Annotated in this window: 20 protein-coding genes; 14 read left to right on the forward strand and 6 right to left on the reverse strand. The window is 63.4% G+C overall.

Annotation, left to right across the window (positions count from 1 at the left end; all coding sequences use genetic code 11):
* Positions 1-5 precede the first annotated feature (5 nt).
* The 6 genes from CJEIK_RS10705 to CJEIK_RS10730 are packed head-to-tail and all read left to right on the forward strand — an operon-like array spanning position 6 to position 7,089.
* Entirely contained in the window at positions 6-3,233 is a 3,228-nt protein-coding gene (locus tag CJEIK_RS10705; RefSeq protein ID WP_034964075.1) for a DUF4040 family protein, read from the forward strand.
* Positions 3,230-3,802: a cation:proton antiporter subunit C gene (locus CJEIK_RS10710; protein WP_005292298.1), complete on the forward strand. Its 573-nt coding sequence runs from the start codon at positions 3,230-3,232 to the stop codon at positions 3,800-3,802. The genes CJEIK_RS10705 and CJEIK_RS10710 overlap by 4 nt, the downstream gene beginning before the upstream one ends.
* Entirely contained in the window at positions 3,802-5,547 is a 1,746-nt protein-coding gene (locus CJEIK_RS10715) for a monovalent cation/H+ antiporter subunit D family protein (protein ID WP_005292300.1), read from the forward strand. Before CJEIK_RS10710 ends, CJEIK_RS10715 begins: the two co-directional genes overlap by 1 nt.
* Before the next feature lie 3 nt (positions 5,548-5,550).
* A complete protein-coding gene (locus CJEIK_RS10720; RefSeq protein WP_005292303.1) occupies positions 5,551-6,408 on the forward strand; it encodes a Na+/H+ antiporter subunit E in 858 nt (285 codons plus the stop codon).
* The gene (locus tag CJEIK_RS10725; protein ID WP_005292305.1) at positions 6,409-6,687 is read left to right on the forward strand and encodes a monovalent cation/H+ antiporter complex subunit F; all 279 of its coding nucleotides are present in this window, start codon (positions 6,409-6,411) and stop codon (positions 6,685-6,687) included.
* Positions 6,688-7,089, forward strand: a complete 402-nt coding sequence (locus tag CJEIK_RS10730) for a Na+/H+ antiporter subunit G (RefSeq protein ID WP_005292307.1) — start codon at positions 6,688-6,690, stop codon at positions 7,087-7,089.
* A gap of 104 nt (positions 7,090-7,193) precedes the next feature.
* On the opposite strand, the gene CJEIK_RS10735 is transcribed toward CJEIK_RS10730, so the two are convergent.
* Together CJEIK_RS10735 and CJEIK_RS10740 are read right to left on the reverse strand one after the other, a co-directional pair.
* A complete protein-coding gene (locus tag CJEIK_RS10735) occupies positions 7,194-7,619 on the reverse strand; it encodes an organic hydroperoxide resistance protein (RefSeq protein WP_005292311.1) in 426 nt (141 codons plus the stop codon).
* A 116-nt stretch (positions 7,620-7,735) separates the two neighbouring features.
* A complete protein-coding gene (locus tag CJEIK_RS10740) occupies positions 7,736-9,367 on the reverse strand; it encodes a catalase (RefSeq protein ID WP_005292312.1) in 1,632 nt (543 codons plus the stop codon).
* Positions 9,368-9,448: 81 nt separating this feature from the next.
* Here CJEIK_RS10740 and CJEIK_RS10745 point away from each other — a divergent pair, with 81 nt between their 5' ends.
* The gene (locus tag CJEIK_RS10745) at positions 9,449-10,069 is read left to right on the forward strand and encodes an RNA polymerase sigma factor (RefSeq protein ID WP_005292314.1); all 621 of its coding nucleotides are present in this window, start codon (positions 9,449-9,451) and stop codon (positions 10,067-10,069) included.
* A gap of 67 nt (positions 10,070-10,136) precedes the next feature.
* Positions 10,137-11,411: a ferrochelatase gene (locus tag CJEIK_RS10750; protein WP_005292317.1), complete on the forward strand. Its 1,275-nt coding sequence runs from the start codon at positions 10,137-10,139 to the stop codon at positions 11,409-11,411.
* Positions 11,412-11,448: 37 nt separating this feature from the next.
* On the opposite strand, the gene CJEIK_RS10755 is transcribed toward CJEIK_RS10750, so the two are convergent.
* Entirely contained in the window at positions 11,449-12,522 is a 1,074-nt protein-coding gene (locus CJEIK_RS10755; protein WP_005292319.1) for an aspartate-semialdehyde dehydrogenase, read from the reverse strand.
* A gap of 38 nt (positions 12,523-12,560) precedes the next feature.
* The gene (locus CJEIK_RS10760; protein ID WP_005292321.1) at positions 12,561-13,826 is read right to left on the reverse strand and encodes an aspartate kinase; all 1,266 of its coding nucleotides are present in this window, start codon (positions 13,824-13,826) and stop codon (positions 12,561-12,563) included.
* A 307-nt stretch (positions 13,827-14,133) separates the two neighbouring features.
* Between CJEIK_RS10760 and CJEIK_RS10765 the strand changes: the two genes are divergently transcribed.
* The 5 genes from CJEIK_RS10765 to CJEIK_RS10785 all read left to right on the forward strand — a co-directional run bounded on the left by CJEIK_RS10765 (position 14,134) and on the right by CJEIK_RS10785 (position 24,073).
* The gene (locus tag CJEIK_RS10765) at positions 14,134-15,054 is read left to right on the forward strand and encodes a DMT family transporter (protein WP_005292324.1); all 921 of its coding nucleotides are present in this window, start codon (positions 14,134-14,136) and stop codon (positions 15,052-15,054) included.
* A gap of 112 nt (positions 15,055-15,166) precedes the next feature.
* Positions 15,167-17,623 (forward strand): Ig-like domain-containing protein, encoded by a 2,457-nt coding sequence (locus CJEIK_RS10770; protein ID WP_005292327.1) that lies wholly within the window; start codon positions 15,167-15,169, stop codon positions 17,621-17,623.
* A 36-nt stretch (positions 17,624-17,659) separates the two neighbouring features.
* On the forward strand, positions 17,660-19,993 hold the full coding sequence (locus CJEIK_RS10775) for an Ig-like domain-containing protein (protein ID WP_005292329.1): 2,334 nt from the start codon (positions 17,660-17,662) through the stop codon (positions 19,991-19,993).
* Positions 19,994-20,375: 382 nt separating this feature from the next.
* Positions 20,376-22,217, forward strand: a complete 1,842-nt coding sequence (gene leuA, locus CJEIK_RS10780; protein ID WP_005292332.1) for a 2-isopropylmalate synthase — start codon at positions 20,376-20,378, stop codon at positions 22,215-22,217.
* A gap of 62 nt (positions 22,218-22,279) precedes the next feature.
* Positions 22,280-24,073, forward strand: a complete 1,794-nt coding sequence (locus CJEIK_RS10785) for a DNA polymerase III subunit epsilon (protein ID WP_011274282.1) — start codon at positions 22,280-22,282, stop codon at positions 24,071-24,073.
* Positions 24,074-24,351: 278 nt separating this feature from the next.
* Here CJEIK_RS10785 and CJEIK_RS10790 read toward each other — a convergent pair whose 3' ends face one another.
* Positions 24,352-24,771, reverse strand: a complete 420-nt coding sequence (locus CJEIK_RS10790; protein WP_005292338.1) for an arsenate-mycothiol transferase ArsC — start codon at positions 24,769-24,771, stop codon at positions 24,352-24,354.
* A gap of 3 nt (positions 24,772-24,774) precedes the next feature.
* Positions 24,775-25,881: an ACR3 family arsenite efflux transporter gene (arsB, locus tag CJEIK_RS10795; protein ID WP_011274283.1), complete on the reverse strand. Its 1,107-nt coding sequence runs from the start codon at positions 25,879-25,881 to the stop codon at positions 24,775-24,777.
* A gap of 106 nt (positions 25,882-25,987) precedes the next feature.
* On the opposite strand from arsB, the gene CJEIK_RS10800 reads away from it, so the two are divergent.
* Positions 25,988-26,335: an ArsR/SmtB family transcription factor gene (locus CJEIK_RS10800; RefSeq protein WP_005292343.1), complete on the forward strand. Its 348-nt coding sequence runs from the start codon at positions 25,988-25,990 to the stop codon at positions 26,333-26,335.
* The last annotated feature ends 57 nt before the right edge of the window (positions 26,336-26,392 follow it).

A 26,392-nucleotide genomic window follows, 5' to 3' on the forward strand; every position in this document is an offset into this window, starting at 1 on the left:
GACACGTGGCAGTGCTGGCCATCCCCGTCACCGTCGCGGTGGCGCTCATCCTCGTCCCCTTACTGGTCAAAACACTTGATCGTAAAGCCGGTTGGCCTTTAGGCGTGACCTTCCTGGCACTCGCGGGGTACGTGATCAAGCATGCGGATCCGATACTCAACGGCAAGACAGTCACCTGGTCCGTGACGTGGATCCAAGGTTTCCTCACGGGCGCGGGCGGTGCAGGCGACGCAAACTCAGGCGCCCTCAACTTGGCCCTGAAAATGGACTCCCTGGGACTGTTCTTCACCCTCCTGGCGCTGCTCATCGGCGCCGTCGTGTTCATCTACTCCGCCGCCTACCTGCACAAGGGCGACAAGATCATGAGCTTCTACGTGCTCATGACCTCCTTCATGCTGGCAGTCCTCCTGCTAGTCCTGGCCGACGACGTGGCCCTGCTGTTCATCGGCTGGGAGCTGGTCTCCCTGGCCTCCTTCTTCCTCATCGCCCGCTCGGGCTCCGGCGGCGAGGCCGGTTCCATCCGCACCCTCCTGCTGACTTTCATCGGCGGCCTGTTCCTGCTGGCTGCCCTGGGCATCGGCGTGATCACCACGGGCACCACCAACCTTTCGGCCATGCTGCACTCCCCCGCCTGGGAGGGCCAGGACGTGCGCCTGGCCATCGTCGCGGTTCTTATCGCCCTGGCGGCGTTCTCGAAGGCCGCGCAGATCCCCTTCCACTTCTGGCTGCCGGAGGCGATGGCCGCGGACACCCCGGTTTCCGCCTTCCTGCACGCCGCCGCCGTGGTCAAGGCTGGCGTGTACCTGTTGCTGCGCTTCTCCGGCCTGTTCGAGGGTGTGATGGCCTGGCACATCCTGCTGATCGTCATCGGCATGACCACCGCCATCATGGGTGCCGTGTTTGCCATCCAGAAGACGGATCTGAAGAAACTCACGGCCTATTCCACGGTCTCCCAGCTGGGCTGGATCGTCGCCACCATTGGTGTGGGCACTCCTTTTGCCATCAGTGCCGCGCTGGTTCACACGGCCGCCCACGCGCTGTTCAAGTCCTCGCTGTTCATGATCGCCGGCGTGGTGGACCACCAGGCCGGATCGCGTGACATTCGTCGCCTAGGGCCGCTGTGGCGCCAGATGCCCTTTACTTTTGTGTCCGCTGTGATCGCGGCGGCGTCAATGGCTGCTATTCCCCCGACCTTCGGCTTTGTGTCGAAGGAGGGCATGCTTACCGCGTTCGAGGAGGCGCCGTTTAACAACGCCGGCGTGATCGCCTTGCTGGTCGCGGCGGGGCTCGGCGCGTTGGCCACCTTCGTGTACTCCGCGCGCTACGTCTTGGGCGCATTCATCGACGGTCCGAAGGATATGTCACACGTGAAGGAGGCTCCGGCCAATCTGTGGATTCCCGCGGTGCTGCCGGGCGTGCTTTCCCTGCCGGGTGTCGCGTTCCTGGGCTTCTTCGACGAGACTCTCGACCAGGTCGTCGATGCCACGGGTCTGGGCCACGCTCACACACACTTGGCGCTCTGGCACGGCCTGACTGTGGCGCTCTGGATCTCTCTCGCGGTGCTGGTCGCGGGCGTCATTGTTGTTATTTATCGACGCCCTCTGCTCCAGCCGCTCGAGGGCAAGCGTCTCGGGGTGGCAACGGGCGCGGAGATGATCTCCGCATTCATCGAACGCTCGACCAAGGTGGGCCGTGCGTTTGGCCGCCTGGCGAACTCTGTGAACCCCAACCGGCACGTGGTGTGGATCTTCGCCTCGCTGATTGTGCTGGCGGGCTTCTCCCTGCTGGGGCCGGGTCGCCTGGAGAGGCTGGCGGATCTGCCGCCGCGTGTCGAGGGGATCGACAGCATCGTGGACCTCGTTGGCCTGGTGATTATCGGCTTGAGTGTGCTCGTGATGATTGGTACTCGCTCGCGCCTGGCTTCCGTGGTGCTGGTCGGTGTGGTCGGCGTGGGCGTTTCCTGGGTCATGCTGACACTAGGCGCACCGGACGTCGCCACCACCCAGTTGTTGGTCGAGTTCTGCGTGGTCGTCATCATGATGCTGGTGATCCGCCACCAGCCGCGCCTGTACCTGCGCGAGGGCGCAAACCGTACCCGCTTCGCCACAGTTCTGGCGGTGCTGGTCGGTGTGATTACCTTCCTGGGCGTGTGGCTGCTTATCGGCCGTCACGAGAAGCCCGCGATCGCGCAGTGGTACTTGGAGAACACCCCGGAGATCTCCGGCGGCAACAACGTGGTCGCGGTCATCCTGGTGGAGTTCCGTGCCTTCGATACCTTGGGCGAGCTGACGGTGCTGGGCATGGCGGGCATCGTCATCGCCGCGCTGATCAAGTCCATCCCCCGCTCCCCGGTTCCGGGCTACGGTCCGGGTTCCACCGCGGAGCTGTTCCGCGCTCCGGGTTCCACCCGCTTCCCGGATGTGCACAAAGTTCCGGAGCTGGCGCCGTTCTACTCCAAGTACCTGCGCTCCACGCACCTGAACTCCATCAACTCGCGGATGACGATGTACCCGCTGATCCCGATTCTTGCGCTGCTGTCCGCCGCCACATTCTGGCGCGGCCACCAGGCTCCCGGCGGCGGGTTCGTCGCCGCCCTGATCGCGGCCTGCGGCATCTTCATGTACTACCTGGCGCAGTCCCGAGCCAAGAAGATGTTCACCGACCAGGTGGCCTACACCTTCGTCGGCGCGGGCATGGCGATGGCGCTGATCACCGGCCTGATCGGCTACTTGCATGGCGGATTCCTGGCGCCAATCCACGGGGAGATTCTGGGGCAGCACATGACCACCTCGCTGATCTTCGACGGCGGCGTGTACCTGGCAGTGCTCGGCCTGGTGGTCATCGTCATCAACCAGATGGGTGGCCGCGAGCGCCCGGGTACCGACCCGGCAACGCTGAAGTCCAAGTTCCGCGCCCAGACTGCGACGCAGAAGATGGGTCCGAACTCCAAGGGCAAGCGTCCCACGCCCATCGAGGGCAAGGCGGATCCCGCCAAGCAGCCCTCGCCTGTGGCTGTGACTGTCGGCGGCAGCAACATTCCGCTCAACCCCTCCCAAGTCTCCGCTGCCGCGAAGGCTGCGGAGGAGGCCCACCGGGCCGAGCGCGAAGCGGCCCGCGCGCCGGTGAAGGCTGTCAAGGACGGGGCTGAGGCCAAGGCCGCGGAGCCTGATGGCGTCGCTAAGAAAAACACCGAACAGCAAGAACAGCACGAGAAGAAGGGAGAGAACCAGTGATCATCGCAGCTATCATCGCCATCCTGATGGGCGGCGGCGTGTACCTGGTGATGCAGCGCGGAATGCTGCGCATCATCATGGGAATCACGCTGATGAGCCACGCGGTTAACCTCCTGATCCTCGCTGCGGGCATCGGCGCGTGGCGCATGGATCCGCTGATGGATCGCGCGACCCCCGAGCAGGCAGCCGACCCGCTACCCCAGGCGTTCGTGCTGACAGCAATCGTGATCTCCATGGCCTCCACCGCCGTGATGCTGGCCATGGCCGCGCTCGGCCGCGACGACGACACGTTCGGCAGCGACGACGTGGAGACCGCCTCCCGCCGCCTGCGCACCCTGCAGACGATGGGCTGGAAGAACTACGAGGAAGCCAAGGCCCACGGCGGAGTGGTCAAGGAGCACGAGGATAAGAAGCTCGGCGCCAACGACTACACGGAAGTCCACTCCACCACCGACGAGGACGGCCCGGGCGAAGCCGCCGCACAGCCAGCCGATGCAGCCAAACCTGCCGGCGCAGCCAGCACCAGCGACAAGGCGCGCGCTAACGATCAGAAGGGAGCGCAGAAGTAATGACCGAAGGTTCCCTCCTCAGCTTGTTTATCGCCGTCCCGCTGCTGGCTGCGGCCGTTGCCGCGATGGCTCCGTGGATGAGCCTCCGCCGCGCGCTGGGCCTGCTAGTGCCGGCATTCGGCATCGTCGGCGGCGTCTGGGTACTGGTGAAGGTCAACGAGCCGAACACGGTGCTGGTCGATAACGTCGGTGGGTTCGTCGGCGGTATCTCCATCCCGCTGGTCGCCGACAACCTGGCGGGCATTATGATCCTGACGACCTCCGTCGTCGCCCTGATCGCCAACTGGTTTGCCGACGTTGTCGGGGAGACGCGCACCCGCTTCTACCCCGCCCTCACGCTCATGCTGATCGGCGGCGTATGGGGTGCGCTGCTGACCGCGGACTTGTTCAACCTGTTCGTGTTCATCGAAGTCATGCTGATGCCTTCCTTCGGTCTGCTGGCGATGACCGGCACGTGGGCTCGCCTGGCGGCGGGCAGGATGTTCATCATCGTGAACCTGGTGACCTCCCTGGTGCTGCTGAGCGGCGTGGTACTGATCTACAGCGTGGTGGGCACCACCAACCTCGCAGCTTTGGCGGGCGCGGCTGGACCCCGCGGCACTGAGTTTGCCGAGGGGGTCTACGGCAACCAGTGGCAGCTGGTGATCCCGCTGGGTGTGGTTCTGCTGGCGCTGGCTGTGAAGGCGGGCGCGGCACCCGTTCACACCTGGCTGCCGCGTGCCTACCCGTCTACCTCCCCGGCCGTGATGGCGCTGTTCTCCGGCCTGCACACCAAGGTCGGCATCTACGCGATTTTCCGCGTGTACCTGACCATCTTCGAAGGCGACCCCACCTGGTCCTGGGCAATCCTGGTGATCGTGGTGCTGGGCATGCTGATCGGTGGTTTCGCCGGCCTGGGAGAAACCACGATGCGCAGCGTGATCGCCTACCAGATGGTCAACGGCATCCCATTCATGCTGATTGGACTGGCTTTCCTCAGCGACGATGCCCGTCTCATGCTCAGCGCAGCACTGTTCTACATGCTGCACCACATGATCGTCGCCGGATCCCTCATCATGGCCTCCGGCGCGATCGAGGAGACCTACGGTTCGGGCCGCGTGCGCAAGCTCTCCGGCCTGATGCGCCGCGACCGCTTCGTCGCCGTAGTCTTCGCGGCGGGTGCGCTGGCTATCGTCGGCCTACCGCCGTTCTCCGGACTGTGGGGCAAGCTGGCGCTGGTCTTCGGTGTGGCCCAGGACGGCACGTGGAAGACCTGGCTGGCCATCGGCGCGATCATTGTCTCCTCCATCGGCGCCTTGGTCTCCATGATCTACGTGTGGCGCGAGGTGTTCTGGGGGCGCCAGATGAACGCCAACGAGGCCGACCCGGAGCTGCGCGTACCGCGCCGCTACGTGTGGCCGTCGGCAGTCATGATGCTGATCTCCGTAGGCATGTTCATCGGCGCCGGGCCGATCTTCCAGCAAGTCAACAAGGCCGCCGATAACCTGACCGACACGACCGCTTATGTCGAGGCAGTCCTCGGCGATCCGGATGACGCCGTCGGTGCGGTCCTGCCACCCGGCCCGAGCGGATTGGATAATGTTCCTGCCGGTGCGCGTAGTACTACGAACGATGACGCCCACACCGAGCGTGCTGAGCGTGCCGAACGCGAAGGCCGCGGAGGCCACGAGAACCGCGAAGACCGCGAAAGCCGCGAAGACCGTAAAGACACGGAGCAGCAGGCTCAGAACCGGGAGGAGCGCTAAGCCATGGCAAAGTTCAGCATTGTCCAAGCAATAAGGTCCACCGGCCACGCGCTGAAGTACGCCGTGTGGCTCACCGGGCAGATCATCAAGGAATCGGTCGTCATGGCGGCCGATACCCTCGGCACCGGCCGCAATATCGCGCCGGTAGTGATCTACTACCCGCTGCGCGTGACCAGCGAGCGGGACATCGCGGCCCTCATCGCCTCGATCACCATGACCCCCGGCACGCTCTCTCTGGGCGTGACTGGCCCGAAGGAGGTCGACTACGACGCAGCCGCCGGCGAGCGCAGTTCTAAGGACGCCTTCGCCGTGGCCCGCTCGGAGTTCAACACCCACGGCCTAGACCACGTCCAGCGCTTCCTCGCGGTCCACGCCATGTACGGCGCCGACCCCGAAGAGCTGTTAGCCAGCCTGGCGGACATGGAGGAGCACCTCGCCCCATCGGTGAAGGAAAAGCCGCTGCACTTCGACGTGCAGTATCTGGTGGAGAAGGGCCGCCCCGGCCCGCGTGGCTTCCGCGGTTCACGCGGCGGTCGTGCCTCCGATGAGACGGTCTTCGACGTAGAGAAGGTGGATTCCACTCCACACGCCGCCGCCTTCGTCGCCGCGATCCTCCAGTCCGACGAGGAGGAAAAGAACCCCTCCGACGTACGCGACATGGATCGCAAGGAACGCTACGAGATCGCCCGCCGGAACGCTGAGCGCGCCAAGGCCCGGATCTCCAATGCAACCCCCGATATTGATACTTTCCGCGGGGACAACCTGGGGGCGTCCAAACCCGACCAGGAAGGCCGCACCAAACCGGGAGAGACCTTGTACGACCCGTTGTATCCGAAGAACAACCCAAAGGAAGGCAAGTAGATGGAGCCCAGGGACTTACTAAATATCCTGGTGGGCATCGCCGCCGCCATTGTTGTTATCGCGCTGTTTACGGTGTTGTGGCGCGCAGTGTCTACGCATAATGACGCCCGCCGCGCCGTCCTTTCCGACATGGTGTTTATGGCGATGGCAGGCCTGTTTTTGTGTTATTCGATCTTCCACCGCACGTCGATCACCTACGAGGTCGCACTGTTCGCCGGCCTGTTCGGCGCGCTGTCGACGATCTCCTATGCCCGCATCATTTCTCGAGGGAGGCGCTAAATGTCCACAACAGTCCTCGCCGCTGCCGGCGAAATGGTCGAATTCAGCGAACCTGGTTGGCTTGGCGCGATTACCGCGGGTGTGCTCGCCATTCTCGGGGCGATCTTTATCTTTGTTTCTGCCCGCGCAATGTACCTTGCTCCGGACGCCCTCAGTCAGGTCAACATGGTCGGTCCAGCTGTCGGCGTGGGGCTTCCCCTGCTGATCAGCGCCAACCTGGTTTACTCCTGGTCGACGGAAGGGTTTGTGCTGGGCGAATTGATCCGCGCGATCGTCGCGATCGTTGCGTTGCTGGTGATCGGCGCCGTCGGTTCATACGTAATGGGCCGTGCGCTGCATGCGACGCACTGGGATCACACCGTGCCGCTGTCTGGTGGTCAGCGGGCGAAGGAGCCCAAGTAGCGCCAGCGGGCGCAACCTTAAGACCAGTAGCGCCATTAGAAAACGAGTCCGCCCACCACTTCCTTGGTGGGGGCGGACTCGTTTTTACTTTTTGCGGGGCGGAACTAGCCGACGACGGCCACAGCCTCAACGTCGATTTCGCCACGCATCGCCTTGGAGTAAGGGCAGAACGCGTGTGCATCCGCAACCAGCTCGTCGGCCTTAGCCTGGTCCACGCCGAAGACGGTGGCGGTGATCTTCGCGGACAGGCGGAAGCCTTCCGGAACCTTGTTCAGGGTGGTCTCAACGGTAACCTCCGGGGACTGGGTCATTTCCACGCCAGCCTCCTTGATGGTCTTCTGCAGAGCGCCGTTGAAGCAGGCGGCCCAGCCTGCGGAGACCAGCTGCTCCGGGTTCGTGCCCTCGCCGGAGCCGCCCATTGCCTTTGGCGGGCGAACGTCCAGGTCGATCTGGCGGTCGTCGGTGGCTACGTGGCCGTCACGGCCGCCGCCGGTAGAAAGTGCCTTTGCTGTGTACAGTGCCTCGCTCATGAGTGAACCAATCCTTTCGCCAAAACTGTCTGTTGGTCGTCGTTAGTTGCTGTTTGATTCTTTTGCGGCGCCCAGCCTACGTGAACCGGCGGGCGCCGCGCTGTGGCCAGTGGCGGCTACTTGCCGGTGAAGATTTCCTTCACCCGGTCGCGCAGGTTCTCGTCGACCTTGCCCCAGTAGGTCCAGCACTGCTCGGCCACCTGGTCAGACACACCGTCCATCGCGCCTGCGATGTTGTTTGCCAAGCGCTCCCGGGCGGCGTCATCCAGAACCTCGCGCACCAGCTGGCCCGCCTGGATGAAGTCATCGTCCTCCGGGTGGCGGACGTATGCCCCGCGGGTCAGGTCAGTGCCGTGCAGGTCGTCGAACAGGCCCAGCTCCTCCGCGGCGGTCACGGCGGATTCCTGGCCGCGGCCAAAGCCGTACTGGGATTCACCGGCGGCCACGCCCTGCTCGACGGCACCGGAGCCATCGTTGACGTCGTTTACGCCCTCGCCGCGCTCGAAGCGATTCGGGGAGTACACCGGGGTGCCGGCCGGCGGGAACTCCTGGTTACCCGCGCCGTCCTTGGCGGTGTAGTAGTTCTTCTCCGCCACAATGGAACGGTTGGAAGGCAGCTGGTGGAAGTTCACGCCCAGGCGGTAACGCTGCGTGTCTGCGTAGGCGAAGGAGCGAGCCAGCAGCATCTTGTCCGGAGACAGCCCAATGCCCGGCACCAGGTTCGACGGCGCGAAAGCGGCCTGCTCGATCTGGGCGAAGAAGTTCTGCGGGTTCTCGTTCAGCGTGAAGTGGCCGACCGGAATCAGCGGGTAATCCTTCTGGGACCAGGTCTTCGTCAGGTCAAACGGGTTCCAGCGGTAATCTTCCGCCTCGGCGACAGGCATGATCTGCACCTTCACATCCCACGTCGGGTAATCGCCGCGTTCGATGGCGTCATAAAGATCCTGGCGGGAGGAATCGAAGTTGCCCGAGGCAATGACCTTGGCGGCTTCCTCCTCGGTGTAGAAGTCCCAGCCCTGGCGGGTCTTGAAGTGGTACTTCACCCAGAAACGCTCGCCGGCGTCGTTGATCCACTGATAGGTGTGAGAGCCGAAGCCATCCATGTGGCGGAAGTCCGTCGGGATACCGCGATCGCCCATCAGGTAAGTCACCTGGTGTGCGGTCTCCGGGGAGCGGGTCCAGAAATCCCACTGCATGTCCGCAGAGCGCAGGCCGGAATCCGCCAGACGCTTCTGGGAACGGATGAAGTCCGGGAACTTAATGCCGTCGCGCAGGAAGAACACCGGGGTGTTGTTGCCCACGATGTCGTAGTTGCCCTGCTGGGTGTAGAACTTCAGCGAGAATCCGCGCACGTCGCGCACCGCGTCGGGGAAGCCCTGCTCGCCCGCGACGGTGGAGAAACGGGCCAGCATCGGGGTCACACGCCCCGGCTGGAACAGGTCCGCCTTGGTGTACTTGGAGACGTCCTCGGTGATGGTCAGCTCACCGAAGGCGCCGGAGCCCTTGGCGTGCACGTTGCGCTCCGGGATGCGTTCGCGGTTGAAGTGCGCGTGCTTTTCCACCAGGTGTACGTCGGAAAGCAGCAGCGGACCCTGCTGGCCCACGGTCGCGGAGTGCTCCTCGGTGCTGACCGGGGAGCCGTTCACGTTCGTCGAGGCCCCGGAGTAGGGGCACACGCCGCGGGAGGCGACGCCCTTGGCCGTGGTGATTGGGTCGTTATTGGTGCCGTCATTATTCGTAGCAGTCATGGGTACCTCCAGATACCTAATAGCTTTGGCTATGCAATCCACCTTGCCAGAATTTCCGCACCCGCGTGTTAGGCTTTGTCCATGACCAGCCAGGCAACCAGCAGTCAGGCGCACGATGCCGCTGTGACCGACCTCGCCCTGCGCGCCGCCAGCGGCGACCGCCAGGCGTTGACCGAGTTCATTTCCGCCACGCACGACGACGTGTGGCGCCTGCTGGCCCACCTGGCCGATACCGACCGTGCGGACGACCTCACGCAGGAGACCTACCTGCGCGTACTAAGCGCCCTGCCGCGCTTCGCCGCCCGTTCCACGGCCCGCACCTGGATCCTCTCCCTCGCCCGCCGCGTGTGGGTCGATAGCGTACGCCACGACATGGCCCGCCCGCGCAGCTCCGCCACGGAGATTGAGGACGCCACCAGCGCCACCCCCGCCGCCGAAACCACTGGCGGGCAAAGCTGGGCCGAGTGGGTGGACACTCGCGCCCTCATCGACCAGCTGGAGGAGGAACGCCGCGAGGCTCTGATCCTCACGCAGGTGCTGGGCTACACCTACGCCGAGGCTGCGAAGATCGCTAACGTCCGCGTGGGCACGATCCGCTCCCGCGTTGCCCGCGCCCGCGCCGACCTGGTTGAGATGGCTGGCAAGGGACGCGGTGGCGTCACCAAGAAAGAAAAGAACAAGCGCCGCTTCGGCGTAGCCTAACCCTGGTACAACCACTCGCGACGGCGCATTTAAGGAACAGCGGGGTCAACGGGCTAGGCTGGTGAATATGAGCACGAGCCCCAGCAACCCGTCCATCGCTGCCAACTCCGCACTACTGCTGCTGTCTTTCGGCGGCCCGGAGAAGGCCGAAGACGTGGTGCCTTTCTTGGAGAATGTCACGCGCGGCCGCGGCATCCCCCGCAAGCGTTTGGAGAAGGTGGGCGAGCACTACTTCGCGCTCGGCGGTCGCTCCCCCATCAACGATCAAAACAAGCAGTTGATCAGCAATATCGAGGCCGAGCTTGCCCGGCGCGACATCGACCTGCCTGTGTACTTCGGCAACCGCAACTGGGAGCCCTATGTGGAGGACGCACTGCAGCAGATGGTCCGCGATGGCATCCGCCACGTGTACGTCTTCGCTACCAGCGCCTGGGGCGGCTACTCAGGCTGCTCGCAGTATCAGGAGGACCTGCGCCGCGCCATCGCCGCGTGCGAGGAGGCTGGCCTGGAGCCGCCGAAGGTGGAGCGTCTGCCGCAGTTCCACCGCCACCCGACGTTCATCGCGGAGTTTGCCCAGGCAGTGGATGCCGCCCGCGAGCAGCTGCGTGCTGAGCACGGCGAGGAGACCGCGGCACAGGCCGACCTGGTTTTCACCGCGCATTCCGTGCCGACGGTGGCGGATAAGACCGCGGGCCCGCACAAATTCGGCGGAAATCTGTACTCTCAGCAGGTGCTTGATGCCTCGCGTTTGATCCAGCAGACCAGCAGCTTCGCTAACAACCCTGGTAGCGGTGCGGATTACGGATGGACTGGTCGACTGGCCCGCCACGAAAATGTCGGAGGCCGCGGCGACGGACCCGCCCACACGGGTGAGACGGTGGGGGTTGATGTTGGCGTCGCCACCGCACTCGACGTCGAGCTCGTGTGGCAGTCACGGTCGGGCTCCCCGCATGTGCCGTGGCTAGAGCCGGACGTGTGCGACCACATCGAGGCGCGCGCGGAGGCCGGCAATAAGCGCGCAATTGTCCTGTGCCCGGTCGGCTTCATCACCGATCACATGGAGGTCAAGTGGGATCTGGATACTGAGGCCCGCGATGCCGCCGCAAAGGCAGGTATCCCCTTCGTGCGCGTTGCCACCCCGGGTTTGACCGCCGGTTTCGCAGGGATGGTGGTTGATCTTGTTGTTGGTAGTGACGCCCCCAGCGCCAACCTCTCCGAAGATCAGCAGGCCGCGCGCGCTTTGGCGGCGAAGGTTACCGGCGAGCTGGCGACAGTTCCAGACTTCGGCCGCACCTTCAACGGCAAGCCGTGCGCGCCGGGATGCTGCGGCAGCGAGGCCTAGAGGCCGGGCGAGCTACCCGGCGCGACGCGGCGCAACGCTAGACCAGCAGCTCCGCGATCTGGATGGTGTTCAGTGCGGCACCCTTGCGTAGGTTATCCCCGGCGACGACCAGCACTAGGCCGCGGTTTCCGTCGACGGTCTGGTCCTGGCGGATGCGGCCGACCAGGCTCTCGTCGATGCCCGTGGCAGCCAGCGGGGTGGGCACGTCCACGACCTTCACGCCCGGGGTCTCAGCCAGCAGCTGGCGGGCGGTTTCCGGAGTGATTTCGCGGTCGAATTCCGCGTGGATGGTCATGGTGTGGCCGGTGAAGACAGGCACGCGCACGCAGGTGCCGGCCACGCGCAGCTCGGGGATGCCCAGGATCTTGCGGGATTCGTTGCGCAACTTCTGCTCTTCGTCGGTCTCCTCGGAGCCGTCGTCGACGAGGTTGCCAGCCAGTGGCAGGGCGTTGAAGGCGATAGGCGCCACGTAGGGGCCTAGGTCTTCGGCCTTGAGGGCGGAACCGTCGTGCACCAGCTTGCGCAGCCCCTCGTCGTCAATGGTGTTCTCATTGGCGGTGTTCTCAGTGGCAACCAGGTTGTCCAGCACCTGGCGCACCAGCGCGTCCACGCCGGCCAACCCGGAGCCGGAAACGGCCTGGTAGGAGCTGACGTGCATCTGCTTCAGGCCTGCCGCCTTGTGCAGTGCACCCATGACTGGCATGGCGGCCATGGTGGTGCAGTTCGGGTTGGCGATAATGCCCTTGGGTGTGTTCTTGACGTCCTGTGGATTCACTTCAGAGACAACCAGCGGGACTTCTGGATCCTTGCGGAAAGCCGACGAGTTGTCCACGACGATCGCGCCGGCTTCTGCGAAGCGCGGGGAGTGCTCGCGGGAGGTTCCGCCGCCTGCGGAAAACAGGGCGATGTCGATGCCGCGCAGGTCCTCCGTAGCGGTGGCTGCGACGTCTTCGATGACGATCTGCTCGCCGCGGAATTCCAACTCCTTACCCGCGGAGCGGGAGGAAGCGAAGAATCGTACCTTGTCCGCCGGGAAGTTCCGCTCAACGAGGATGTCACGCATCACGCGACCAACTTGGCCGGTGGCTCCGACGACAGCGATGGTGGTCATTCGGGGATCTACCTCTTCTATCTGCTTAAGCTGCTGTTTTAGCGTCCCGTCCCAGCGTACACGGTGGCTTCTTCGTCGCCGCCCAGCTGGAAGCGGTCGTGGATGGCGCGCACGGCCTTATCCACGTCGGTGTCGCGGATCAGCACGGAGATGCGGATCTCGGAGGTACTGATCAGTTCGATGTTCACGCCCGCGTCACGTAGCGCCTCGCAGAAGTCGGCGGTCACACCGGGGTGAGACTTCATACCAGCGCCGACCAAGGAGACCTTGCCCACGTGGTCGTCGAAGATAAGGTCCTGCCAGTCGTTCTGTTCCTTAATCCCCTTCAGCAGTTGCATTGCGCGGGTGGCGTCGGTACGCGGGCAGGTGAAGGTAATGTCGGTGCGGTTGTTGTCGATCTTGCTGATGTTCTGCACAACCATGTCGATGTTGATCTCAGCGTCGGCGACGGCGCGGAAGACCTTCGCTGCTTCCCCAGGGGAATCCGGGATGCCGAGAACGGCGATCTTGGCCTCGGAGCGGTCGTGTGCCACGCCGGTGAGTACTGCTTCTTCCATGGGAATATCCTCCATTGATCCAGAGACGAGGGTGCCGATGTCGGTGCTATACGAGGAGCGGACGCGCAGAGGCACGTCGAATGCGCGGGCGTACTCCACGCTGCGCAGCATCAGCACCTTCGCGCCGACTGCTGCCATCTCCAGCATTTCTTCGAAAGAGATCGTGTCGAGCTTTTGAGCGTCCGGCACGATGCGCGGGTCCGCGGTGTACACGCCGTCGACGTCAGAATAGATCTCGCACACGTCTGCTTCGAGTGCCGCGGCCAGGGCGACTGCGGTGGCATCCGAGCCGCCGCGGCCGAGAGTGGTCACGTCACGCGTCTCGCGGTTCACACCCTGGAAGCCGGCGACGAGGCAGATTTTCCCTTCGTCCAGAGCTTCCTGCACGCGGCCGGGGGTGACATCCACGATGCGCGCATTGCCGTGCCGCTCGGTGGTCAGCACGCCTGCCTGCGAGCCGGTGAAGGATTGCGCCTCGGCGCCGAAGGAGGCGATGGCCATGGCCACTAGCGCGTTGGAGATGCGCTCACCGGCGGTCAGCAGCATATCCATCTCGCGCGCGGGCGGCACGGGGTTTACCTGCTCAGCGAGTTCCAGCAGGTCATCGGTGGTGTCTCCCATTGCGGAGCAGACGACGACTACATCGTTGCCCTGCTTCTTGGTTTCCACGATTCGCTCGGCTACGCGCCGGATCCTCTCCGCGCTTTCCAGCGAGGAGCCGCCGTATTTCTGAACGATGAGCGCCACTGGTTGTTGCCACCTTCCGGGTCTAGTCTTAATCAAACTTTAGACTACTTTGTCTGTTTCCCTGGGGCTAGGGTTCGAGTAACTCTTTTTTACTTTATGACGCCACCTCTCCAGCAAACCACATTCGTCACATACGTAACACGCGCATCGCGGGCCAATATCCGACACAACCCCTGGCGTCCGATAAAGTACCCAAGGAACAAAGCACCCGAATAGCACGCAAGTTCGGTGCATCAGCGTAAGCGCGCCCACCCGGCGCAGCACAGCACGACCAACCAAGAAGATAACCACGAGGTGAGGGGCCACGATGCTCGAAAACAACGCGCTCGCAGTTGTTTTCGCCTTGGGCTCCGCTCTCACCATCGCCTGGGGGACGGTGGTGCGCCACCGCATCGCCGTCGCTTCGGGAGAGAACCGCAGCGGCGCTATCTGGGATGCCATCAAACAGCCCATGTGGTGGGTTGGCGTGGCCAGCGCCCTGTTCGGATACCTTCTGCAGATCGTGGCGCTGGCGTTCGGAACACTTCTGGTGGTGCAGCCGATCCTCGTACTTTCCTTGATGTTCACACTGCCACTTTCGGCAAAATACGACGGGCGGCGAATATCGGCGTCCGAAACAGCATGGGCGGGGCTTTTGACGGCCGCAGTGGCCATCCTCGTTGTGCGCGGCAATCCGGCGCCTGGGCACCGCGAGCCAGACCTGAGCGTGTGGCTAGTGTGCCTGAGCATCGGCGCAGTGATCCTGCTGGCGTTCTTTGTGTATGCGCTGGAGCAGGCAGCCGCGCTGCGCGCGTTGGTGCTGGGGTCCATCACCGGCGCGATCATGGGATATGTCGCCGTGCTTTCGAAAGCCGTGGTGGACGTTTTCAGCGATGCCGGGACTGCCGCGCTTCTGGCTTCGTGGGAGCTGTGGACTTTGATCGCCTTCGCGGCGATCGGCACGGCGGTGCAGCAGGCCTCATTTAACGCCGGGCCACTGAAGAACTCCTTGCCCGCGATGACAGTGGTGGAGCCACTTGTGGCGTTCGTTCTGGGCTACATCGTTCTGGGCGAGAAGTTCCAGATTGACGGCTGGGAGTACGCCTACATGGCAGCCGCCATTGCAGTGATGACGATCTCGACGGTGATTCTGAGCCGCAAGTCGATCGACGAAGGCGGCAGCAATGAGGCACCCACTGAGACAGCCCCAGCCGCAGGCGCGGGCGTATCCAAGCATCAAATCAACTGATCAAATCTCATCCTATTGACAGTTTTCAGTTAGCTCTGATTAACTACCCTCTAAGTTTTCAGCACCCTGCAGAAAGCCTCTACTCACCTTTCTAGAACTCATAAGGAGTGGGATGAAAAAGATCATCTCCACGACCGCCGTGCTTGGACTAGTCACGGGCGGTCTGCTCTTAACCTCTGCCGCATCCACTGCCGAGACCACCAGCGCCGGTATCTCACTCAGCTGCCAAGCAACCCCTTCCACAAGCCTGGCGGGGCCACAGGAATTCAGCACAGAAAATGTCACCGTCAACATTGATGCCCCAAAGAGTGTCCGGATCGGCGAGGAGTTCCGCACCGCATTCTCCATCGACCCGGTAGAGGTCGAACTGCCGGCACTTCCGATGGGCGCAAAGATGGAGAGCGCGAGCCGGTTGAAGCTGGATCTCGCTCTGCCGGCAGGCGTGGAGTTCCTCGGCGCGGATATCGACGACTCGAAGTCCAACTTGAAGGGCATGAAGGTCATCCAGGTGGATGATGCGGGTCGCCCCAGCGCCACCGGCCAGTTCCTCCGCGTAACCAGTGCAGACAATGCCACCATCGGCAATGGCCCGAACTCTGCCCGCAACCGCGAGGGCGGAATCAAGTACACGATGAATGGCTCCAAGATCGATCTACGCTTCCCTGAGATCACACTTCGCCTCAAGGCGAAGACCGCTGGGGAAAAGTCGCTGGGAGTGCGCGCCCAGGGCGCGGCGGGCACCTTCGCTAAGGACGAGAACTTCCTGACGATGCTGGGCAAGGTATCCGCTCCGATTGTCGGCACCATCTGGGCCCCGGTGCAGTGCTCGCCACGCGCGAACAGTAAGGCTCCTCTGGACCCTCGGGCCTCGAAGCTGGCGAGCGTAGACGTCGCTGAGGCTTCCGAGGTGGCTCTGAATCTCGAGGCCAGCGACACTCCAGTAGCCGGTAAGCCCACCGAACTGACCGCAATCCTCGAGCCAACCGCTGAGGGAACCGTGGAATTCACCTCCGGCGGCCTGAAAGCAAGCGCTCCGGTGGTCGATGGCAAGGCCACTGCAGAGCTGACGTTCCCAACCACTGGCGAGCACGAGGTCACGGCACGCTTCCAGCCGAAGAATTCCGGCGAGTTCAAGGAGGCTACGGCCACCACTACCGTGACGGTCGAGGGCCAGGACGCGGCCCTGAGCGTCGAGGCTCCTGAAAACGCCCCGGCGCGTTCGCGCGTAGAGGTGAAGGCCACCGTGGCGGAGGGCGCCGAGGGTACTGTGCGCTTCCGCCTGGGTGATGCGACGGTGACGGCGAAGGTAGGCGCTGGGGCCGCCGTCGCTGAGCTGCCCACCGGCTCGACCCCCGGGGATCAGCAGATCACCGCAGAGTTCATTCCCGCCCCGCGCAGCGCATTCGCAGCAGGCACGGCTAGCGCACCGATCACGATCGATGCCGTCACCGGAACGACGATCGAGCTAGGCGCGGACCCCACCGGCCCGGTTCGCCCCGGGCAGCCGGTAAGCATTAGCGCCACCGTCACCCCTGCAGAGAACACGGAGCAGGCAGAAGGCAAGGTGGAGTTCCTCATCGATGGCGAGCGGGTCACCCGCACGCTGGAGGAGCACCGCGCGACCGTGGAGTTCACCCCAGACCGCGCTGGCGAGTTCCGGGTGGAAGCCAAGTTCATCCCGGCAGATGAAACCCAAACTCCAGCCGAGGATGTACTGACCGTACAGGTCCAGGGATCCTCTGAGACCCAGCTTGAAGTCAACGCGCCGACGGACGTCCAGCCGCTGGTTGAGGCGCCAACCACCGTAACCGTTAACCCGGCTGCAGCTGGCACCGTGACTGCCGTGATTGACGGACGCCGTATTTCCGCAGAGTTTCAGGAAGACTCAGGAACCGTCACTCTGCCACTGGTGTTCCCACGCGAGGGAGACTTCGAAGTCCCAGTCACCTTCGCCCCTGCGAACCCGGCTGACGCGCAGCGCGCGGAAACCACAATCAACGTCAAGGTCGCCGCTCCTGCAGTAAGCGGCGTCGATATCGCTCTCACCGGACCCAATACCGCCGTAAAGGGCGAGAAGACGAACTACACTGCGACCCTCACCCCAGATGCAGGTGACCGTCACGGCGTGACGGGCTTCCTGGAGGTCCTTATCGACGGCAAGAAGGTCACCAAGGACGGCGAGCCGATCCGCATCCCAGTCGTTGAAGGCATCGCAGAGTTTGACGTGCTGTGGAACCGCGCCGGCGCCCAAGAACTCACCACGGTGTTCCACAACACCGAAGGCAAGGAAGTCTCCCGCGCCGCAACAACCGTGACTGTAGCGAGCGGCGACGACAAGCCAGATGAGACCGATAAGCCGGGCGACAATGACAAGCCTGACGAGACTGGCAATTCCAGCGGTAGCTCTAACGGCGGCTCCAACAGTATTACCCCGAGCGGCTCCAACACCACAGCGACTGATCCCTTCGCTCCATTGGTCGAATTCTTCCGCATGTTGTGGGAGTGGCTGACTTCGCTGTTCTCCGGTGGTGGCTCCTCTACTGGTAACTCCACCGCTCCCCGCAACTAATTCCTTCCCACCTCTTACTCCCACAAGGACTGTTCCATGACCCTAATGCCCTCCCGCCGCTTGGGCCGTATCGCTCTGGGCGCGATCACTTCCCTATCCCTAAGCTTCACACTCATTTCAGCGGCTCCCTCCAGCCTTGCCAACCCCCTTGCCACTGCAGCTCCGACGAGCAAGTCGGTACTGGTGAATCACCTGTGCGTTGAGGATAAGGGGTGGTTTTCCAATGGCTCCGACCTGACACTTTCGCCCGACGATGTCGCCGTCGAGTACCCGGAAACTGTTCTTCCGGGGCAGACATTCACCGTCAAGATCCAGCCGGGCGAGATGCGCACCGGTGGAAAGGATACGGGGCGGATGAAGTACGATATCGCGCTGCCGCAGGGGGTGAAGATCAGCAACCTACGTCTCGATGGTGGTGCGTCCGGCCTCAATGCCAACCCGGCTGCCGTGGTGCAGCGCGTTGACGCCGCGGGCAAGCCGAATGCCAACGGCGCGTTCGCCCGCATCTGGGATGGCGCGAACTCCGTAAATAACGGCGGCAATGAAAACGACAGCTGGGGATGGGGGACTGGCCGCGCTGGCCTGGCAGTAGACAAGAACAAGTCCTTCCGCCTGCCACGCATCGCCTTCGACGTCACCGCCCCGACCGAGGTGGGCGCAAAGATCGTGACCGGCCTGCGCGCAGCCGGCAGCGGTGTTGGCCCCACCAGCAAGGAGAACAGGGATAACACCCTGTCGATGCTAGCCAAGGCGAACGTTGCTGATGCGGTGTACTGCACCGCGGATGCCGCCGGCAAGACTCTCACCAGCACCACGGTGGCCCTGCGCGATACACAGACCGAATTCGCCGAAACCTCCACCGACCTTGAGGTCTTCAGCGGCGCAGGCGACGTCACCCTGAAGGCTCTCGTCAAGGGTACGGATGGCCAGCCCATCACCGAAGGCAAGGTCGAGTTCGACCTAGGCGATGGCCAGCGTCGCACGGTGGATGTCCGCGATGGCGTCGCGGAGCTGCGCTACACCTACACCGAGCTGGAGGACCGCGAGTCCGTCAAGCACAAGGTTGTGGCTCGCTACCTGGGTGTCGAGGGGCGCACGAGTGCCTCTGAGGCAACCACGACTGTGACGGTCAACCCCGTGCCGCGCACTGCCTTGAAGGCCACCGTTGACCTCAAGGGCGAGGTCGACGCGACAGCCCCCGCGGAGGGCAAGCTGCCGATGACTCTGCAGGCGACGGTTGGCGCTGAGCTGGCTGATCCGGAAACAGATCCCGATGCTGATGCCGCCCTCGAGGACGGCGTAGAAGTGGTGTTCTTCAACGGCGACGAGGAGATCGGTCGCGCGAAGACCGCGAACGGCGTGGCGGAACTGCAGACCACCGTGCCGGATGAGCCAGCCACGCTGCAACTGCGCGCTGTCGTCGAGGACTTCGAGAACGACACCCAGGAGGTCTCCGGCGCCGAGGACACGCTTGAGCTGAAGGTGGCTCCGGTGGCGAAGACCACCCTGAAGTTGGACGAGGTTGAACCGGCGCTGGTGGGCGAAAAGCGAAAGCTGAGCGCTCAGTACACTGCAACCCCCGGCTCCCCAGAAGGGGCCGAGGTGATCTTCCGCGCCAACGGCATCCGTATCGGCACCGCGCAGACCGATGCCGAGGGCAACGCGAGCGTGGAGCACACCTTCGACCAGGCTGGTCTGCAAACGATCACCGCGGAGGTTCGCGAGCGTGAGGTGTCTGGACGCACGTTCGCCAAGGCAGTGGCCGAGCCGGTGAAGTTTGAGGTGCTCAGCCCGGGGAAGGTGGAGACCGGAACCACCCTGAGCCGCGATGAGGTGAATGTCGACCTGGACGCCCAGACGCTTACGGGCGATACTGTGGCCTTCACTGCGAAGGTGACCGTCCAAGGGGATGAAAAGATCACAGAAGGTGCAACCGTTTCCTTCTTCAACGGCGAGCAGTTCCTCGGCACCGCGCCGGTCGATCCAAACACCGGCGAGGCACGTTTTGAGTACCGCTTCCCGACTCGGGGTGAACACCAGATGCGGGCAGTCTTCAACGGCCAGGAAGTCGTCAATGCCGATGGCGCGGTCACAGCGCTGTTGGAGCCCTCTACCTCCGAGGAGCTGACCGTGGAGGTAAAAGCTCACGAGATTGTGGTCGAAGACACGGGCACAGGCAATGATGGCGGCAATGACGGCGACGGAAATGAAAACCCGGACAACGGAAACCCCGGAGATAACGAGCCTGGTAAGGGCTCTTCCCAGGGGTCTCTGGAGAATCCGACCCTCCGCACCATTTTGATCACGCTGGGCTCCCTCGGAATCATCAGCGCGATCATCGCAGCCGCGATGCACTTCCTCAATCGCTAGCGTCCCCCATGGGCCGCTAGTGCCCTATCAGGTCGCTAGCGCCCTAATGAGTGCCGAGACGGCGGCGTCATAAAGAAAGAACAAGAAGAAAGAACCGCATCAAACACCCCACATTGAGGGACAGATTTCCCGCAATGTGGGATTTGGGGCGGTTTTTTATCTGTTTTGGAAGCTCTTCCTGTGACACACCTAATACTCGGGCTATAGTGGTGACTATGACTACGCCAGCGCGCAACCTGCTTCTGCGACGCGGCGGGGCTCAAAGGTTCTAAGAGATTTGGGTTTACAGCCCAACGACCGACCGGCACCCCGTCGCGGACTTTGGCGTTGCCGGTCGGGAAAACAACCAAGAACAAACAATTCTTCTCAGGAGCCCCCACCCATGTCTAACGACACTTTCATCTCCGCACCCGCCCGCATCAACACCCCGAACGGCGAAATCCCCGAAGGCCAGCCCGCCTGGAACAAGCAGCGCAACTCCTCCATGCCGCACGTGCGCTACCAACCCTTCTTCGAAGAGGTAGAGGAAATCACCCTGCCGGACCGCACCTGGCCGGACAAGGTCATCGACCGCGCCCCGCAGTGGTGCGCCGTGGACCTGCGCGACGGCAACCAGGCGCTGATCGACCCGATGAGCCCCGAGCGCAAGCGTCGCATGTTCGAACTGCTGGTGGACATGGGCTACAAGGAGATCGAGGTCGGCTTCCCGTCTGCCTCCCAGACCGACTTCAACTTCGTCCGCGAGATCATCGAGAAGAACATGATCCCCGACGACGTCACCATCCAGGTGCTGGTTCAGGCGCGCGAGCACCTGATCCGCCGCACCTTCGAAGCCTGCGAGGGCGCGAAGAACGTCATCGTCCACTTCTACAACTCCACCTCGAAGCTGCAGCGCAAGGTTGTGTTCCGCAAGGACAAGGAGGCCATCAAGAAGCTGGCCACCGACGCAGCCGAGCTGATTAAGACCATCGCCAAGGACTACCCAGACACGAACTGGCGCTGGGAGTACTCCCCCGAGTCCTACACCGGCACCGAGGTCGCCTACGCCAAGGAAGTCTGCGACGCAGTCGTCGAGGTAATGGACCCGACACCGGAGAACCCGATCATCCTGAACCTGCCCTCGACCGTCGAGATGATCACCCCAAACGTTTACGCGGACTCCATCGAGTGGATGCACCGCAACCTGAACCGCCGCGACTCCATCATCCTGTCGCTGCACCCGCACAACGACCGCGGCACCGGCGTGGCAGCTGCCGAGCTGGGCTACATGGCCGGCGCCGACCGCATCGAAGGCTGCCTGTTCGGCAACGGCGAGCGCACCGGCAACGTCTGCCTGGTCACCCTCGGTCTGAACATGCTGACCCAGGGCGTGGACCCGCAGATCGACTTCTCTGACATTGACCAGGTCCGCCGCACCGTCGAGTACTGCAACCAGCTGCGCGTGCCGGAGCGCCACCCTTACGGCGGCGACCTGGTGTTCACCGCATTCTCCGGCTCCCACCAGGATGCGATCAACAAGGGCCTGGATGCCATCGCGGAGAAGATCGACCCGGACGCCACCGCCGAGGAAGTCACCCAGGAGGCCATGGTCGAGAAGACCTGGGAGGTCCCCTACCTGCCGATCGACCCGAAGGACGTCGGCCGTTCCTACGAAGCCGTGATCCGCGTGAACTCCCAGTCCGGCAAGGGCGGCGTGGCCTACATCATGAAGACCGACCACAACCTGCAGCTGCCGCGCCCGATGCAGGTGGAGTTCTCCTCCGTCGTGCAGGCCGTCACCGATGCCGAGGGCGGCGAGGTGAACCCGAAGGCCATGTGGGACATCTTCTCCGGCGAGTACCTGGACCGCGTCGCCCCGATCGAGACCATCTCCCTGACCGTCGACGGCGGCCAGAACGAGGGCGAAGAGGCCAAGGTCACCGGCCAGATCGAGTTCAACGGCGAAGGCAAGACTGTGCAGGGCCGCGGCAACGGTCCGATCAACGCATACTGCAACGCGCTGGAAGAGCTGGGCTACGACGTGGAGGTGCAGGAGTACAGCCAGCACGCCCGCACCTCGGGCGACGACGCTGAGGCCGCCGCATACGTCCTGGCCGAAATCAATGGGGCGAAGTACTGGGGCGTGGGCATCGCCAGCTCCATTACCTACGCTTCGCTGAAGGCCATTACTTCCGCGGTGAACCGTTCGCAGGATGCCGCCGCTGGGGTTTCCCAGGGAGTCTAGGGTCCCGGGAACCGCGCAGGCTGCCAGCGGGGCGCGGTTCCCCGCTGGGTAGTATGTAGTCCATGAACGAGAACGATCACTCGGCCGCCCCCGGCCCCGAGCACACCGGCGCGCGCCGCCCAAGGCGCCCGCGCCGCAGGGTGACTCGCCCTGCAGGTTCTCTCGCTGTTTCTTTTTCTGACGCTAGTACTTCGGACGCCCACTCCCCCGCCCAGAACCACTCCCCCGCAGGAGCCGAGAGGCACTCCGAGCCAGTAGCAACCCCCGAGTTCCAAGCTGCCACGGATTCCCACGGCGGCGACGGGAGCGCAAGCGCTTCCGGCGGGAACTCCAGCGAGGGCAACGACCACTCGAGCCCCCGAGAGGAGCTCGAGTCCGCTCTGCATGACCTCCCCTCCAAGGAGGAGGCCCCCTTTGCGGCCGTGAGCATCTCCACCTCCGGCATTCACCCGAAAACCTCCCGGCTGGTGGCGCTTTCCGTAGTCTTCTTCGGCCCCGGCGCGGAAGCCCCCGGCGACGTTGCAAACGCCGATGAACTGCCGACTATCAACATCGGCCAGGAAGTCGGCGCCCTGACCCGCCACCTCAACCCCGGCGAGGACGCCGGCCCCTGGCACCTCCACGGCTACCAGGTCAACGAGCTCTCCCAGGCACTGGGCTTCAATTCCAGCGCGCAGCTGATCCACCAGGCCTTGGACGGACGCACGCTCATCATGCATGAGTCCGATTACGTGTGGGGCTTCATCACCCACGAGTTCAAACTGTCGCAGCGCTCCGCGAACCGCGGCCGGCGCAGCCGCGGGCGCGGTCGCGGCGGTCGGCGCCAGCCAACCCCCGCACCGGTCTCCATCATCGACACACTCGCCACCGCACGACGCCAAGCGATCGACTCTACCGACCCCCGCCTGCGCGCCATCGTCACCAGCTACAACCGCGCCGCCGACACGACTGCCGGCGACCCTGCCGCCGGCGACGCTCCCGCAAACGCCAGCCGGTCCGCCGTGCTGGCCCCTGCGGCGGCGCTGCCAGAGGTGGGGGCTGCGGCGTCACTAAGTAAAAAAGACATCGACCCCGACGAGCTGCTCGAGGCGAACGCGCGCCTCACCGCCGCCCTCGCCCTCGCGCAGCAGCGCAACGGCGAGCTGACCGTGCTGGACCCCGAGGATCTTGCGGCCGATCAATTTGGGCTGCGGCGTAGTGGCCTTCGTATTGACGCCGCCAACTCTCCCCGCCCATACGTAAACCCCGGGGCGTGGAAGCGCGGGGAGCCGCTGGTCGAAGGTATGGAATTTGTGGTCAGCCCGGATGTGGAGGTCGACCCGGACGTGCTGATCGGCCAGGGTGTTGCTGCGGGGCTGGCATATAGCGAGAAGCTGAATCGTCGCAGCTCGCTGGTGGTGTGTAATGAAAACTACGAGCTGCGGGGCAAGGCGATGCACGCCGACCGGAAGAACATTCCCCTGATTCGGGATGAGGACTTCCTGGCTCTGCTGAATAACGTGCAGCCCGGCGAGAAGGAGGCCGTTCCGACGAAGCCGGGTGCGGACGCGCGCCCGCGGACCAGCGGCTTGGCCGGCCCGCGTGGCGAGTCTGGCTCTGGCGGACACGGCTCTAGCGGCTCTGGCTCTGGCGGCTCTGGCAGGTCAGATGGGCGCGGCTCTGGCTCGGGCAAATCCGGCAAGTCTAAGAAGTCGAACAAGAACGGTCGCTCCAACAACTCCGCCCACAAGGGCAATGCAAACCCCGGCGGCCACGAGGGGAAGATCCCGGGGCCCAGTGGCAAGCGAAATCGTCGGAGGCGTCGGCGCCGCAAGAGTTCCGGGGGCTCCAGGGGCTCCACCAACGGCGGAAACTAGCCCGGCGTACCTCGCCCCCCCTTCGAAGGCGCCGGAGCTGGGAGGCGGCAGAGCGTCAATGTCCAAAATCTACGAGTTATTAAAAGTAGCTCATCTGCAGCTAAAAAACGCAACCCTCTGACCTGCAGGAATAGATTAGTTATATTTTAAGACGTGGAATTTTGGACATCGCCCCTAATAGCCAGCAGACTGGCCGGCGTTTGCTAGCCAGCAGGCGGCCCAGTGGTGACTAGCCAGCAGGCAGGTCGGTGTCGGTTAGTCACCCAGGTCGATGCCGGTTAGTCGCCCTTCAGCTCGGTGATAAGTGCGCGCACGCGGGCGTCAATGTCATCACGCACCAGGCGCATGCGCTCCATGCCCTCAATACCGCGCTCGGAGGGCTCGTCGGTAACCCACCGCTCGAGGGTTCCCTGCGCGTCGGCGGGTAGCTCCAACTGGGCGTCCTTGCCGAGGATGACCACCCGGTCAGCCTCCCGCAGCAACTGCGGATCTACAGCCTTTGGGCGGCCACCGGACATGTCCGCACCGACCTCGCTGATGGATTCCACCGACTCCGTGTTGAGCTTCGTCGCCGGTTTGGTGCCAGCGGAATGAATCTCGATGGCCTCGCCAGCATGCTTGTCCGCCAAGGCGGCCGCCATTTGCGACTTGCCGCCGTTGCCTACGCAGACGAAAAGTACCTTGGGTTTATTGCTCATGGTTTAATCCTCCCCCATCGAGACGGAATGTGCTGGACTGCTGTGCCGCACGGGCAGTGTCGGGTCGCCAGCGAAGAGCTTCGGCCCCACCCACAGCATGACGTAGACCAGACCGACTAGCACCGGAATCTCGATCAGCGGGCCGACCGTTCCAGCCAGTGCCTGCGCAGAGGTCGCACCAAAAGTACCGATAGACACGGCGATGGCAAGCTCGAAATTGTTGCCCGCAGCGGTAAAAGACACAGAAGCAGACTGAGCGTAGTTCAACCCCGCAGCCTTGGACACAGCCAGCGCCAGGGCGAACATTCCAGCGAAGTAGGCCACCAACGGAACCGCCGTCCGAGCCACCGCCCACGGGTTGTCCGTAATCTGCTCTCCCTGCAGCGCAAACAGAAGCACGATCGTATAAAGCAGACCAATCAACGCGAGGGGAGAGATCGCGGGCAAGAACTTTTCCTCGTACCATTGCTGCCCCTTCAACCTCTCCCCGAGCACGCGGGAAGCCAAGCCAGCCGCCAACGGGATACCCAGGAAAACCAGGACAGATACCACGATCGACCAGAAGGAAAAGTCTGCCGAGGTTGTAGGAAGCCCCAGCCAGCCGGGGAGAATCTGCAGATAAAACCAGCCCAGCACTCCAAACATGAGCACTTGGAAAACAGAGTTGACCGCCACCAGGACGGCGGTCAACTCCCTATCCCCGCAGGACAGCTCCGACCACACCAGAACCATCGCGATGCATCGGGCCAGGCCGACGATGATCAGCCCGGTGCGCAGCTCAGGCTCGTCGGGCAAACATACCCAGGCCAGGATGAACATCAACGCTGGCCCAACGACCCAGTTGAGGGCAAGGGAAACCGCCATCAGGCGCTTATCCGCCGCAATCTGCCGGGTTTTGTCGTAGCGAACCTTCGCCAGCGGCGGATACATCATGACCAGCAGGCCGAGCGCGATCGGAAGCGAGATCCCTCCCACCTCCAGCTCCCCGAGCTTCGCTCCGATTTCTGGCACCACCCGATTAACGAGCAGTCCAGCAATCATCGCGAGGATAATCCACACGGGCAGGAACCTATCCAAAAAGGACATCTGCGGGCGCTGTGAAGCTGTCATGCAACCTTCCTTAGACATTGACACAAGTCGATATAAAACCAAATGACATATTGATGCCTGTCAATATAAATGGCATATTGATATCTGTCAATATAAGATGCTCCGTATGGCCACTCCGCAAATTTTTCCGCTCGCAGACATCTCTACATGCTGCTCCTTGAGCAAAGGACCGCTATCGGATCCTGAGGCCACCCGTTATGCCACCTTGTTCAAGGTCCTATCCGACCCCGCCCGCTTGCAAATACTCTCCCACCTGGCAGCCAAAGGCTGCGAACCAATCAGCGTAAACCAGCTAACAGACATCACGGGACTAAGCCAGCCCACGGTCTCACACCACCTAAAGCGGCTTACCGATGCAGGTCTGCTCCGCAAAGCCCGAACAGGTCGCACTGTCACTCACCTAGTAAAGCCCGAACTCTTCGCTGAACTTCGCGCTGTTCTGCAAATGGACTAACGCTCGCCATCTCCGGCGCGCCAGCCTCCAAATTCCAGCACGCCCCTGCGGGTACAC

This window comes from Corynebacterium jeikeium, assembly GCF_028609885.1.
Classification (GTDB): Bacteria; Actinomycetota; Actinomycetes; order Mycobacteriales; family Mycobacteriaceae; genus Corynebacterium; species Corynebacterium jeikeium.